At 59.9% G+C, this 12602-nt stretch carries 14 protein-coding genes; 6 read left to right on the top strand and 8 right to left on the bottom strand.

The window, feature by feature from the left end; all coding sequences use genetic code 11:
• Positions 1-16: 16 nt before the first annotated feature.
• The 6 genes from ACEW8Q_RS20570 to ACEW8Q_RS20545 all read right to left on the bottom strand — a co-directional run bounded on the left by ACEW8Q_RS20570 (position 17) and on the right by ACEW8Q_RS20545 (position 4183).
• Positions 17-715 carry a CpaD family pilus assembly protein gene (locus ACEW8Q_RS20570; RefSeq protein ID WP_373505939.1) on the bottom strand — a complete coding sequence of 233 codons (699 nt, stop codon included), beginning with the start codon at positions 713-715 and terminating at the stop codon, positions 17-19.
• Between the two features lie 13 nt (positions 716-728).
• Complete coding sequence (locus ACEW8Q_RS20565; protein ID WP_373505938.1) at positions 729-2165, bottom strand: type II and III secretion system protein family protein; 1437 nt, start codon at positions 2163-2165, stop codon at positions 729-731.
• An 11-nt stretch (positions 2166-2176) separates the two neighbouring features.
• Complete coding sequence (gene cpaB, locus ACEW8Q_RS20560; RefSeq protein WP_373505937.1) at positions 2177-3007, bottom strand: Flp pilus assembly protein CpaB; 831 nt, start codon at positions 3005-3007, stop codon at positions 2177-2179.
• Positions 3008-3096: 89 nt separating this feature from the next.
• Positions 3097-3600, bottom strand: coding sequence for a prepilin peptidase (locus ACEW8Q_RS20555; protein WP_373505936.1), 504 nt, complete (start codon positions 3598-3600; stop codon positions 3097-3099).
• Between the two features lie 181 nt (positions 3601-3781).
• On the bottom strand, positions 3782-3952 hold the full coding sequence (locus tag ACEW8Q_RS20550; protein ID WP_373505935.1) for a Flp family type IVb pilin: 171 nt from the start codon (positions 3950-3952) through the stop codon (positions 3782-3784).
• 60 nt (positions 3953-4012) lie between these two features.
• Positions 4013-4183 carry a Flp family type IVb pilin gene (locus ACEW8Q_RS20545; protein ID WP_373505934.1) on the bottom strand — a complete coding sequence of 57 codons (171 nt, stop codon included), beginning with the start codon at positions 4181-4183 and terminating at the stop codon, positions 4013-4015.
• 545 nt (positions 4184-4728) lie between these two features.
• On the opposite strand from ACEW8Q_RS20545, the gene ACEW8Q_RS20540 reads away from it, so the two are divergent.
• The 4 genes from ACEW8Q_RS20540 to ACEW8Q_RS20525 all read left to right on the top strand — a co-directional run bounded on the left by ACEW8Q_RS20540 (position 4729) and on the right by ACEW8Q_RS20525 (position 7508).
• The gene (locus ACEW8Q_RS20540; protein WP_373505933.1) at positions 4729-5250 is read left to right on the top strand and encodes a pilus assembly protein N-terminal domain-containing protein; all 522 of its coding nucleotides are present in this window, start codon (positions 4729-4731) and stop codon (positions 5248-5250) included.
• Positions 5251-5439: 189 nt separating this feature from the next.
• Positions 5440-6012 carry a TadE/TadG family type IV pilus assembly protein gene (locus ACEW8Q_RS20535; RefSeq protein WP_373505932.1) on the top strand — a complete coding sequence of 191 codons (573 nt, stop codon included), beginning with the start codon at positions 5440-5442 and terminating at the stop codon, positions 6010-6012.
• Between the two features lie 5 nt (positions 6013-6017).
• Complete coding sequence (locus tag ACEW8Q_RS20530) at positions 6018-6569, top strand: TadE/TadG family type IV pilus assembly protein (protein WP_373505931.1); 552 nt, start codon at positions 6018-6020, stop codon at positions 6567-6569.
• 96 nt (positions 6570-6665) lie between these two features.
• Positions 6666-7508 (top strand): EamA family transporter, encoded by an 843-nt coding sequence (locus ACEW8Q_RS20525; RefSeq protein WP_373505930.1) that lies wholly within the window; start codon positions 6666-6668, stop codon positions 7506-7508.
• 16 nt (positions 7509-7524) lie between these two features.
• On the opposite strand, the gene mbfA is transcribed toward ACEW8Q_RS20525, so the two are convergent.
• Positions 7525-8481, bottom strand: coding sequence for an iron exporter MbfA (mbfA, locus tag ACEW8Q_RS20520; RefSeq protein ID WP_373505929.1), 957 nt, complete (start codon positions 8479-8481; stop codon positions 7525-7527).
• 134 nt (positions 8482-8615) lie between these two features.
• On the opposite strand from mbfA, the gene ACEW8Q_RS20515 reads away from it, so the two are divergent.
• Positions 8616-9719 (top strand): phosphatase PAP2 family protein, encoded by a 1104-nt coding sequence (locus ACEW8Q_RS20515; RefSeq protein WP_373505928.1) that lies wholly within the window; start codon positions 8616-8618, stop codon positions 9717-9719.
• The gene (locus tag ACEW8Q_RS20510) at positions 9716-10798 is read left to right on the top strand and encodes a phosphatase PAP2 family protein (protein ID WP_373505927.1); all 1083 of its coding nucleotides are present in this window, start codon (positions 9716-9718) and stop codon (positions 10796-10798) included. The genes ACEW8Q_RS20515 and ACEW8Q_RS20510 overlap by 4 nt, the downstream gene beginning before the upstream one ends.
• On the opposite strand, the gene lepA is transcribed toward ACEW8Q_RS20510, so the two are convergent.
• Positions 10795-12597: a translation elongation factor 4 gene (gene lepA, locus ACEW8Q_RS20505; protein WP_373505926.1), complete on the bottom strand. Its 1803-nt coding sequence runs from the start codon at positions 12595-12597 to the stop codon at positions 10795-10797. The genes ACEW8Q_RS20510 and lepA overlap by 4 nt on opposite strands.
• Positions 12598-12602: the final 5 nt, after the last annotated feature.

Below are 12602 nucleotides of genomic sequence, written 5' to 3'. Positions count from 1 at the left end.
CAATCTGTTGAACAGCTTACTGCCCGCCGCCCGCCGTAGCGGGCTCGGAGAAGCCAGGGTCGGTGTTGGGCGCCGTCCAGGCACCAGCGTTGTATTTCTTGATCACGCCCGAGCGCGCCGCACCGTAGGCCGGCGACATGCCACGCGGAGTCTCGAAGTCTTCCGGACTTGCCACCATGGCGGCCATGTTGTTCTGGAGCGCGCAGCCCTGGTTGGGATAGGGCTCGTTATAGTTGTTGCCCTTGAGGTTTTCCGACCAGTCACCGCATTCCTTGGTGACGGCGACCTTGCGGTGGAAGGCAAGCGTGACGCTTGGCGCGGTGCCCTTGTAGCTGCTGGTGCGGATCATCGAGCGCGGAACGCCCTGCTCCACCAGCACGCCGACTGTCTGCTCGGCGACATTGCGGGCCGACCTGCTGCCGGAAGCATAGGTCACCGAAACGATGGAGGTGGCATTGCCGCGCGCGTCCTGGGCGAAGTTGATCACGCTGTTGAGCTGCTCGGGCCGCAGGCTTCCCGCCTTCGCCGATACGTTGATCTTCACAGGCGCATCGACGACCTTGATCGGATAGCGCTCCTCGATCGAGGTTGCGACATACTGGTCGTCGAAGGTGCCGTACTCCTGCGAACAGCCGGCGAGAAGAACCGCGGTCATCAAGGCCAGCATCGTCGGCACGCGGCGTGCGCTGGAGGAAAACATCGGATGATACGTCATGACTCTCTCCAACCTACTCGATGATGTAGCCGACCTGGCCATGGTAGACACCGTTCGGGTGCTTGCCGGGCGGGCCGTAGATCTTGTTGAGGCGCCCGAAGAATATCTGCTGCACGTCTGTCGGCGGATTGAAACCGTCGATCGGCGTCGCAAGATCGGACTCGTGCACCGGGTTCACGATGTAGGGCGTGACGATCACAACAAGCTCGCTCTGGTTCTTCTGGTAGGAGCGGCTGGCGAACAGAGCTCCCAGAACCGGTACGGAGCGCAAGCCGGGTGTCCCGTCGAGATCCTGTGTCGTGACATCCTTGATGAGACCCGCAAGCATCATCGAACCGCCGCTGGGAATTTCGACCGACGTCTGCGCGTTGCGCGTGTCGATCGTGGGCTCGCCGCTTCTGGTGATCTCACCGATGTCGCTCACCTCGGTGCGGACGTTCAAGCCGATCCGGCCTTCCGAAAGGACAGTCGGTGTGAAGTCCAGTGAGATGCCGTAAGGCTTGAACGACACACTGCAACTGCGGTCACCAATATCGCCGGTGCAATAGTCGTAAGGATATTCACCGCCGGCATGGAAACGGGCCGGGGCACCCGATACTGCGGTAAGCGTGGGTTCGGCCAGTGTCGTCGCAAGTCCCTGGGTCTCGAGGGCCTTGAGTTGAACGTCAACCGAGACGCCGTCATCGAGATAGGACCCCACCGCGTCGAAGATAGCCGGCTGGTTGACCGGCATCGGGTTTGAATTGAACCCGAAATCGAACTTGCCGACGCTGAACTGCGAATTGATGTTGATGCCGAGTTGCTTCATCACCGTGCGCTTGAGCTCGACAACCCGCACCTTCAGCATCACCTGGTCGCCCTCGGCGATCTTCAGCGTGTTGAGGATCTTGCATTCGCAGGTATCGTTCACGAAGCGCAGCGCCAGATCCTCGGCCATCTTCGATTCGACGGCATTGGCGGCGGTGCCCTTCAGCACAACATTCATGCCGGTCGTATCGACCTGGATCTTGTTACCTGGGATGGTGCGATCAATCAGCTTCTTGATGGCCTTCGAGTCGAGCGTCACTTCGAGATCAAGGTGAAGCACTTCCTGACCGTTGGCGTCGAAGAAGAAGATGTTGGTCTGAGCCGGCGACCTGCCGAAGAGATAGGCCGTGGTCTTGTTGCGGATGACAACATCGACGACGGCGCTGTCACCGACGATGACATCCTTTACGTCCGCGGGCAGCTTGATCACCGCGCTCTTGGCGAGGCCGATGCGGAGGAAGTGCCCGTCATCCTGCTGGCCGCCAGTGGTCTGGCTGAAATCGTAATCCGTGGCGAAGGCGGGAGCCGCGGGAAGCAGCGCCATGGAAGCAAGCGCGAGAGTGGCGCCTGCCATCACAGCCACACGCGAAGTCCCGGAACGGTGCCGGCCGGCGAGCAGGTGAGCGATATTGGAGAGGAACATGTTCATAGGCCTCAGCGGCTGGTGATGACGGTTTCGACGCCGTAGCGGACGATCACGCGATCGCCATCGGCGGATTTCTTGCTGCCCTTGAAGGCGTCGGAGAGCACGGGCCTTGTGTCCTGCACACCGCTATCCCCGCCCTCGGCAATCGAGCGGAGCGCCAGAGAGAGCTCGCCCGCGGCCTCGACCTTGGTGATCACTTCGGACTGCTGCGGATCCAGTTCCAGCACCGCGGTCTTGCCTTCGGTGACGGTGACCTTGTCCTCGCCGGCTTCCTGACGGAAGGTCTGGTTGATCGCCAGGACGCGCACGTTGGTGAGAACGGTCTCGCTGCGCACAACCTTGCCCGAACCATCCGGGCCATCGAGCTTGCGCGTGAGGATGACATCGACGCGGTCGTTGGGAAGAATGAAGCCGCTCACGGCGGAGCGCTCGGAAATGGCGACCGAGATGGCGCGCATGCCCTGCGGCAGGATAGCGCTCATGAAACCGCCTTCATTGGGCATCACCAGCTTGCGGTCGACGATGGGCTCGCCGCTGAAGATCGGCAGGCGGGCACGCGCCATCTTCATCTTCTCGAGCGCGTCGGGATTCGAATCCTTGGTGATCATCAGCTCACCGACATTGTCCTGCGGCCAGTCGCGCCAGTTGATGGCGGCATCGCCGAGACGTTCGCCGAGAGCGAGGTCCTTGGAGGCCACGAGGACTTGCACCATCGGAACCTTGTTGACTTCGACGACTTCCTTGACGGACTTCTTGCCGATCACGCCCTTGGCAAGCACACCGGCCAGAGCAGCGGAGCCGAGCGCCAGCCCGAGAATGAGAATACGTGCCTTGTTCATCGATAAATCCTTGTCTGCGACGCAAACGCTGTTCCGCGTTGTCTACTTTCTGATGGAATGGTCAAATTTGCGTTAACTCTGTTCATGACTCACACGATCCCGGCCGGCATCCACCAGCTCTGGGGGAACGCGAGGATGGCGCCAATGGCGAAGGCATAGCCGTAGGGAACATTCGGCTTGATCGACCCCAGGCGGCGGAAGATCGAGCCATCCTTGATCTCGGATGCGACGTTGATTGCGGACCAGAGCCCGACACAGAGCGCGAGAATCCCGCCCGCGAAGGCTGTCATCACGAGAAACGGAATGAGATCGGGCCAGCCGAGCCAGAGGCCGGCTGCAGCGAGGAGCTTCGCGTCGCCACCGCCAAACAGCCCCAACGAGAAGAGTATGAAGCCCGCGACAAACATGCCGAAGCCAACGCCGATGTTCAGCAGGATCATGTCCCAGGGCATTCCGGTGATGAATGCCATCGGGAAGAACAACAACGCGATGAGGATCGTGAGCCAGTTCGGAATCCGCATGGAGAGTGCGTCGCCCGCCCCGGCAACGATCATCAGAAGCGGGAATACAGTTACGGAAAGAAAGCCTGTCATGAAGCGACCGATCTAGTCCACGGTATGAAGGGGAGATGGTGGAGCGACAGTCCCACGGGGTGGTTTAAGAGCGGGTTAACTCTAAGGCGCAGGCCTGCGCAAAAAATCCACCGGCTCGAAAGCCGGTGGATTCCGGTCGTCAGTTCCTTCGGCAGCCCGGAGGCAGCGCAAGGAAACGCGATTACGTGCCCGACGAAATGTGGCCGGCGAGCGAAGAGAACTTGCCGGTGACAGCCGAGGCCAGGATCGGCATGGCGGTCACGAGGGCGAGGCCCATGGCAGCAGCGATCAGACCATACTCGATGGCGGTCGCGCCCGACTCGTCTTTCACGAAACGGAGGAGATTTTTCATTTTGCAACTTTCCCGTATTGAGATGGTGTTGAACCGCCGCTGCCTCAGGCAGCGATGGTATTACGTACCAGACGAAATGTGGCCGGCGAGCGACGAGAACTTGCCGGTGACAGCCGAGGCCAGGATCGGCATGGCGGTCACGAGGGCGAGGCCCATGGCAGCAGCGATCAGGCCATACTCGATAGCCGTTGCGCCAGATTCATCCTTCACGAAACGCATGAACTTGTTCATTTTAAACTCCACTAGATTACAGCACCTGGCTCATACTCAACCGCGCTCTCTGCGCTGTCTTCCGTGAACCATGCTCCGGACATTAGGCGGGACGTTTTAATGCCAAGTAAATCGAGCCGTTAAAGGTCTTAAATGCTGTCAGGCTTGGGCATTTTGGTTTACGAAGCATTTATTCGTTCTTTAAAATTGAATTTATACTTGTATATCGTGGTTACTATTTTCTGTATTTTGACATCGAGCAGGAGAATTACTCTGTGAAGCACAGCAGGCCAAAGAAGCAATTCGTTGCACTATGAGATTGTGCAAGATTCTCCTGTAGTTACACCAGGTGAACATTGGGACAGTTGTTCAATGAAAGAGAACGAATGCCTTTGACCCGGCCACAAACCTTGCGGAACGGCTGGTGATGATCGCTGTGCAGGAGGGAACTTTGCCGCGCGGCAGAAGGCTTAAGGGAAGATTCACCATTCTTGCGTCAAATGGGGGCCGAATAACAGCGGGTCCCGCCTCGTCGCTGCGGTCCCTTATCCGGAGTCCATGCTCACATGTCTATCCCGACCAAGTTGCACGCTTTCTCCGCCTTGATGGGTTTGGCTCTATTTGCATCAGTGTCTTCAGCCCACGCCGCAGAATCACTGACGGTGCTGGCCGATCAGTCGAGAATCATCAGGCTCGATCGGGCTCCGGGCACGGTTGTTGTCGGCAATCCCAGCATTGTGGATGTCACGATCCAGGGCAATCAACTTTTCCTGCATGGCCGCGCCTTCGGAAAGACCAATGTCATGGTCCTTGACGATGGCGGCAATGCGCTCGCCGAGTATAATGTGAATGTCGGCCTCGAAGACGACTACAGCGCGGTGGTGTTCAAGGGCTCACCCGGCGGTGTTCTGCGCTCCACCTATACATGCAAGGGTGATTGCGAGGTGGTTCTGCACATTGGCGACGACAAGGACGCGTTCAAGGTTGTTCACGAACAGCACAAGAACAAGCTCGGCATTGCGCAAGACCAGAAGCCCGGCGAAGAAGACACCGATGGCGGGAACGGCCAGAACGATCCCTCACAATAGTCATTCCATCCATCTCGACCAAAGGCCCCGGATCTCCGGGGCTTTTCCATTTTGGCAGCCGTCCTGGCAAGATTGTGTAAAAATTGAATCGAGTGTTTCACCAATCCTAAATGCCGTTTTGCTAGCATTTAATCGTTCTGGAGAGCCGGTCAGCGAGAAGACCGGGGTTCTCCGCGACAGGAGACCGTGATGAAAATTCCTTCAAGTTCCTGGCTGGGGCGCCTTGCCGCCCGATACAAGCGTTCGCAGGACGGTGCGACGGCGGTCGAGTTCGCACTTGTTGCCGGACCATTCTTCTTCGTGCTCGGCTGCATTTGCGAGACCGGGCTGATGCTCTTCACGGAATACGTGATCCAGAACTCCGTCCAGGAAGCGGCCCGCATGGTCCGAACCGGCCAGGTCTCGGCGGGAGACGGAACAATCATCCTTTCATCTTCCGACTTCAAGGACAAGATCTGCGAGGGTGTGAGCATCATCATCGACTGCAATGGAGCGGTCAACGTCTACGTGAACAGCGCCACCACATTTGCGGCGCTCACGACATCCATCGCCGACCCCCTGACTGTTGGCGTTGGAGCAGACGGGAGCGACTATACAATGGTGTATCAGCCGGGAGGACAGCTCAGAGCTTCGACCGTGATAGCCACCTACGATTGGGATTTCGCCTTCCCCTTCATGGATTTCCTTGGCAACTTCAGAGACGGGCGCATCCGCCGCCTCTATGGCCTTGCCGTTTTCCGCAACGAGCCGTTTGGAACCTGATGCACATGCTCCGCACACTTGTCCGCCTCTGGAAGAACCAATCCGGCCTCGCCGCGCTGGAAGTGGCATTCATCATGCCGTTTCTTCTGTTCCTGTATTTTGGCCTCGTCGACTTGACCGCGATGATCTCTCTGAATCGCAAGGTGACCTATGCCGCCAGCGTGGTAGCCGATCTCGTGACGCAAAACGATACCTCACTGACAGCCGCCGATATTGACGACTACTTCAGGGCCGCGGCGCTGGTCATGAAACCCACGCCGATGACCAACATCCGGGTCGAGGTACATCAGTATCGCAGAGTAAGCGGCACCATAACCAACCAGTGGACGCGACGGTCCGCCAATGGCGCCAATTGCGCCGCGCCGAGCACTGCCGACATGGACAATCTGATGACCGACGGCAATGACCTGATCGTCGCCGTACTCTGCACGACTTACTCGCCCTACGTTGCGACTTTTCTCGGCGAGAACATCCTCGGAGCGACAAGCTTCTCGATGAGCGAGCAGATCGCCCTTCGCCCCCGTCAATCCGCCACGCTGGCCTGCACCGGCTGCTAGAGTCTCTGGCGGTCAATTGACCGCCGATAGGCCGCACGAAAGCTTCGTGGTGATTCGCCCCTTCTTGGGCTAAGGCATCGCGCCGGAGCAAGTGCCTTGGATCTCACCGTCTTTCTCGCCGTTCTCCTCGCCGCTGTCATGCATGCGAGCTGGAACGTCCTCGTCAAGCTGAAGCTGGATCGCTTCCTGTCCCTCTGCCTCATCCAGACGCTCATGGGCGTGATGGGGCTCGGCATGCTCGCGGTGTTTCCGTGGCCCGCCGCCGCCTCGCTCCCCTATGCGTTGGCATCCGGCGTGCTTCACCTGGGCTATAATCTTTTCCTCGCCCGCAGCTACCGCACAGGCGACCTGAGCCAGGTCTACCCCATCGCCCGCGGAGCTGCCCCGCTCCTCACGCTTCTCGCCACTGTCATCATCGTCCATGAAGAAGTGAGCGCCATCGGTGCGCTGGGGATCGGGATTCTGGTGGCCGGCATCTGGTTCGTGAGTCTCAGGGGAAAGCACAGTCTTCGCCTCGATCCGGCAACGCTGTTCTTCGCGCTGGGCACGTCTGTCTTCGTTGCAGCCTATACCGTGGTCGACGGGTTGGGCGGGCGCGTCTCGGGCTCGCCCTCCTCGTATGCCGCACTCGTCTTTGTCTTCGATGCGATCTTCCTCGCTGGAACGGCCTTCTGGCTCAGGGGCCCCGGCATCGTGCGTCAGGTTGCGCCGTTCTGGAAATCGGGAACGGCCGGCGCATTGCTCTCCGCAGGCGCCTACTGGATTGCCATCTGGGCCATGTCGGAAGCCCCAATTGCCAGCGTGGCTGCACTGCGCGAGACCAGCATTCTCATCGTCATGCTGCTCTCGATGCGCTACCTCAAGGAAACCGTGACATGGCCACGGCTTGCCGGCGCCATGCTCATCGTCGCGGGCGCCGTCTTGATCCGCATGTCGTGATGGCTCGCCTGCCCGGTCAGGCGCTGCCGATCAGAATGCCCGTCAGGAACACAAGAAAGCCGCCCACCGCAATCTGGAACGCCGCCTTCAGGAACGGCGTGTCCATGTACTTGTAGCGGATCCACGAGATCGCCCAGAGTTCGAAGAACACGACGATGATCGCAACCCAGGTGGCAATCTGGAAGTCGGGGATAAGATAGGGCAGCGTGTGGCCCAGTCCGCCAACCGCCGTCATGACACCCGCAGCGACACCGCGAATCAGCGGATGACCGCGGCCCGTGAGCTTTCCGTCGTCTGACAGACCTTCCGCGAGCCCCATGGAAATACCAGCGCCGACCGAGGCCGCCATGCCGACAAGAAATGTCTCCCATGTATTGCCAGTGGCGAAGGCGGCCGCGAAGAGCGGCGCCAGTGTTGACACGGAGCCGTCCATAAGCCCCACAAGGCCGGGCTGAATGACCTGCAAGAGGAACAGGCGGCGCTTGGCCTCGCCTTCTTCGATCTTGGCATCTGCCGTCAGGTGCTGGAAGCCCAGCTTCACCGCAAGCGATTCGTGGCCTTTCTCGGCCTCGGCAAGGTTCAGCAGTAGCTTCTTGATCTGCGGATCCTGGCTCTGTTCGGCGGACTGCTTGTAGAAGCGATAGTTCTCGAGTTCGATGACTTCCGCGCGCTGGCGCATCTCCTCGATGTTCATCTTGCCGATGGTCCACGCGGGCTTGTGGCGTACGAAGCCCTGCACGTCACTGCGTCGGATCAACGGGATGAAGTCGCCATACTTCTTCTGGTAGAGCTCGGTCAGCCAGCGGCGGTGGTCGTGTTCCTCTTCCGCCATCTCCATGAAAACCTTGGCGGATGCCGGGTACGTGTCCATCAGGGAATGGGCGAACCCCGCATAGGCGCGCGCATCGTCGTCCTCGCTGGAGATGGCGAGGGCCAGGATTTCCTGTTCGGTGAGGTCGGAGAAGCTTTTCAAGATCGGGTCAGTCCATTCATGCGGGAGTTAATCTTAGAATCATTCCAAAATATGGTCCAGCTTTCCATTCGGATCATCCCCAAACCCGTCCTTAACGCAATTGTCGCAGGATAGGCTCCGCGTTCGACGGGGATATGATGACCACGACCACCTATGATAGGCTTGCCCAACGCCTGACGGCCGGGGCATCGGCGAGACTGAGGCAGACCGGAGCCGCCGTGCTGGCCGGATTCCGCCAGCACTCGATGCTCTATGCGCTGGCGCTCGGCACCTATGGCGTGGGCCTCATCCAGAGCATGTGGCTGGGCGTTCCCTTGTCCTTCGGCCTCGTCGGTATCGTCAGCGGCACAACGTTCGTCTTCCTCTTCCTCATCATCGGCCTGTGGCTCGCCATCGAATTGGCAAGGCTGTGGTGGACCGGCTATCAGGGAAGCCCCGCGAAGGCGCTCAAGGCCAAGCTGCTCGACGACATCCTGGCACCATCGCGCGTCTCCAACACGATCCACGCCTTCACCGCCAACGGCGTATTCTTCGTCGGCTTCCTCACGATCAAGAAGAACATCCCCATCGCCATTCCCTTCGCCTGGGACCAGCCCTTCATGGCGCTCGACAAGGCATTGCACTTCGGCTGGCTGCCGCACGAGATTCTGGCGCCGCTGTTCCAGTATCCGTTTGTCACTTTCCTGGTGAACGTGAACTATAACCTGTGGTTCGCCGTGCTCACGGCCTTCTTCTTCTGGCAGGGCTTCCGGAAGGACGACACGCGGCTTCGCCAACAGTATCTCCTGTCCTATCTCATGACGTGGGCAGTCGGCACCTGCCTGCTCGGCACGCTTCTGTCCTCGGCAGGCCCGTGCTTCTACAGCTTCGTGGTGACGGACGCGGACCCGTATGCCGGGCTCATGTCCTACCTTGCGGAGGCAAACTCGCATTATCCCATCTGGGCCGTGCCGACGCAGGCCACGCTTTGGCAAAGCCACCTTGACGGTTTCGGCGAGATCGAGGGCGTATCGGCCATGCCTTCCATGCACGTCGCGACGACGATCCTCTTCATCCTTTGCGCCTTGGCCTCGGGCAAACGCTGGCTCATCTGGTTCAGCGCGCTGTTTTCGCTCTCGATCTTCTTAGGGTCCATCCTGCTCGGATGGCACTATGCCGTCGATGGCTATCTGGGTGCCTTGATCGCCATCGCCTGCTGGAAACTCAGCGGCTGGTGGGTGAAGCGGAGCTTCGCATGACCTCTCTCGCTGTTCCCGTCAGCCGCGCCGCTGAAACACTGAATGCAATCCGCGACGGCCTCCGCACCCATGCGCTCCTGTACTCCTTTGCGCTCTTCGTTCTGACGGCGGCGGTTCTCGAATCGCAAGTACTCGGCATTCCGCTCGACTTGCAGATGGTGATGATCTTCTCCGGCCCCGTGCTGCTGGTCTTGCTCGTCATGATGATCATCGGGCTCGCGAAGGAGACGGTGCGCCTCGCGCGAACAGGCCATCAGGGCAGCCTCGCCCTCGCGCTCGGCGCCAAGCTGAGAGACGATTACTTTACCCCCACCCGCATCTCGAACGGGCTCCATGCCGTCATCTTCATGACGGTCTACATGGTGGGTTATACTTTCATCAAGCGGGCCATTCCGCTGGCCGTTCCGTTCCAGTGGGACGTGACCTTCATGGAATGGGACAAGGCGCTGCACTTCGGCACCCATCCCTTCCAATGGCTGAGCCCGCTGCTGGACCATGCGTGGATCACGCTTCTTCTCAACGTGAACTACAATGCCTGGTTCTTCGTGATGTTCACCCTGTGGTTCTGGCAGGGCTTCGCGAAACACGACACCGAACTCCGTCAGCGCTTCCTGCTCGGTTTCACGCTGACATGGTTCCTCGGCACCTGCGTCCTCGGCACACTGCTTTCATCGGTTGGCCCGTGCTTCTATGGCAAGCTCATCGCCGGACCCGACCCCTACGTTCCATTGATGTCATGGCTCGACACAGCCAACACGCACTATCCCATCTGGTCGCTGAACGTGATGGACGAGTTGTGGCGCAACTACGAGACCGGAACCGGCGTGGTGAACGGCATCTCCGCCATGCCCTCGATGCACGTCGGCACCAGCGTCCTCTTCGCGCTACTTGGTTTCGCCTCCGGCCACCGCTGGATCGGCTGGCTGCTCACAGGATTCGCCAGCCTGATCTTCATCGGCTCCATCCACCTCGCCTGGCACTACGCCATCGACGGCTACGCCGGCGCCGCCGTCGCATTCTTCGGCTGGTGGGCGGCGGGGAAGCTGGTGAAGTGGGATCGGTCGCTCAGAGGCGTCTAGTTCTCATCCATCTTCAGAGCTGAGATGAAGGCTTCCTGCGGGATTTCGACCTTGCCGAACTGCCGCATCTTTTTCTTGCCTTCCTTCTGCTTGTCCAGAAGCTTGCGTTTGCGGCTGATGTCGCCGCCGTAGCACTTGGCGGTCACGTCCTTTCGCATTGCGGAGAGCGTTTCGCGCGCCACGATCTTTCCGCCGATGGCGGCCTGGATCGGGATCTGGAACATGTGGCGCGGAATGAGGTCCTTCAGCTTTTCGCACATCACGCGGCCGCGCTGCTCGGCACGGCCCTTGTGGACGACCATCGCCAACGCATCGACGGGTTCGGCATTGACGAGGATTTGCAGGCGCACGAGATCGCCCTCCTCATAGCCGATCATCTTGTAGTCGAAGCTGGCATAACCGCGCGAAACCGACTTGAGGCGGTCGTAGAAATCGAACACCACTTCATTCAAGGGAATGTCATAGACGACCATGGCGCGCGAGCCCGCATAGGTGAGCTGCTTCTGGCGTCCGCGGCGGTCCTCGCAGAGTTTCAGGATCGAGCCCAGGTAATCGTCGGGAACGAGGATCGTCGCCTCGATCCACGGTTCCTCGATGTTGAGGATCAGCGTCTGGTCGGGCAGGTCGACCGGGTTGTGCAACTCGATCTGCGTGCCGTCGCGCATGTTCACCTTGTAGATGACGCTTGGCGCCGTGGTGATGATGTCGACGTTGAATTCACGCTCGATCCGCTCACGGATGATTTCGAGATGCAGCAAGCCTAAGAAGCCGCAGCGGAAACCGAAACCAAGGGCAGCCGAGGTTTCCATTTCATACGAGAAGCTCGCATCGTTCAGCCGCAGCTTGCCCATCGCATCGCGCAAGTCCTCGAAGCGCGCCGCATCGACGGGGAAGAAGCCCGCGAACACGACGGACTGCGCCGGCCGGAAGCCCGGAAGCGGTGTCACCGCCACCGCGCGGTCATCAACCACGGTATCGCCCACGCGCGTATCGGCCACCTGCTTGATCGACGCCGTGAAGAAGCCGATTTCGCCGGGACCGAGTTCATCGATCATTTCCTTCTTGGGCCGCGACACGCCGATGCGCTCCAGCGTGTAGATGGCATTGGTCGAGACGAGCTTGACCCGCATGCCCTTCTTCATCACGCCGTCGATGATGCGCACCAGCACGACGACACCCAGATAAGTGTCGTACCAGCTATCGACCAGCAGCGCCTTCAGCGGCTTGTCGCGGTCGCCCTTCGGTGGCGGCAGGCGGTTGACGATGGCTTCGAGAACATCTGGTACGCCGATGCCGGTCTTCGCCGAAATCGGGATCGCGTCAGACGCATCGATGCCGATCACGTCCTCGATCTGCTGGCGGATGCGGTCGGGCTCGGCGGCGGGAAGATCGACCTTGTTGAGGACGGGCACGATCTCGTGGTTGTTGTTGATCGCCTGATAAACGTTGGCCAGCGTCTGGGCTTCCACGCCCTGGGAGGCATCGACGACCAGCAGCGAGCCCTCGCAGGCAGCGAGCGAGCGCGAGACTTCATAGGCGAAGTCCACGTGGCCGGGCGTGTCGATCAGGTTCAGCACGTATTTCTCACCGTTCTTCGCCGTATAGTCGAGGCGGACGGTATTGGCCTTGATGGTGATGCCGCGCTCGCGCTCAAGGTCCATCGAATCAAGGATCTGACTCACCATCTCACGGTCCGACACGGCCCCGCAAAGCTGGATCAGCCGGTCGGCCAACGTCGACTTGCCGTGGTCGATGTGGGCGATGATGGAGAAATTGCGGATGTGAGCGGTGTCAATCATGATTG

The sequence above is a fragment of the Aestuariivirga sp. genome (assembly GCF_041738905.1).
GTDB lineage: Bacteria > Pseudomonadota > Alphaproteobacteria > Rhizobiales > Aestuariivirgaceae > Aestuariivirga.
Note: the sequence above shows the minus strand (reverse complement) of the source record. Positions and strands in the feature narration are given on the sequence as shown.

Bases quoted from the DNA above. Each gene is read 5' to 3' on its own strand.
- ACEW8Q_RS20510 (WP_373505927.1), top strand. From the start codon at position 9,716: ATGACCTCTCTCGCTGTTCCCGTCAGCCGCGCCGCTGAAACACTGAAT.
- ACEW8Q_RS20550 (WP_373505935.1), bottom strand. From the start codon at position 3,952: ATGAAAAATCTCCTCCGTTTCGTGAAAGACGAGTCGGGCGCGACCGCC.
- lepA (WP_373505926.1), bottom strand. From the start codon at position 12,597: ATGATTGACACCGCTCACATCCGCAATTTCTCCATCATCGCCCACATC.
- ACEW8Q_RS20515 (WP_373505928.1), top strand. From the start codon at position 8,616: ATGATGACCACGACCACCTATGATAGGCTTGCCCAACGCCTGACGGCC.
- ACEW8Q_RS20545 (WP_373505934.1), bottom strand. From the start codon at position 4,183: ATGAACAAGTTCATGCGTTTCGTGAAGGATGAATCTGGCGCAACGGCT.
- ACEW8Q_RS20565 (WP_373505938.1), bottom strand. From the start codon at position 2,165: ATGTTCCTCTCCAATATCGCTCACCTGCTCGCCGGCCGGCACCGTTCC.
- cpaB (WP_373505937.1), bottom strand. From the start codon at position 3,007: ATGAACAAGGCACGTATTCTCATTCTCGGGCTGGCGCTCGGCTCCGCT.
- ACEW8Q_RS20570 (WP_373505939.1), bottom strand. From the start codon at position 715: ATGACGTATCATCCGATGTTTTCCTCCAGCGCACGCCGCGTGCCGACG.
- ACEW8Q_RS20555 (WP_373505936.1), bottom strand. From the start codon at position 3,600: ATGACAGGCTTTCTTTCCGTAACTGTATTCCCGCTTCTGATGATCGTT.
- ACEW8Q_RS20535 (WP_373505932.1), top strand. From the start codon at position 5,440: ATGAAAATTCCTTCAAGTTCCTGGCTGGGGCGCCTTGCCGCCCGATAC.
- ACEW8Q_RS20540 (WP_373505933.1), top strand. From the start codon at position 4,729: ATGTCTATCCCGACCAAGTTGCACGCTTTCTCCGCCTTGATGGGTTTG.
- ACEW8Q_RS20530 (WP_373505931.1), top strand. From the start codon at position 6,018: ATGCTCCGCACACTTGTCCGCCTCTGGAAGAACCAATCCGGCCTCGCC.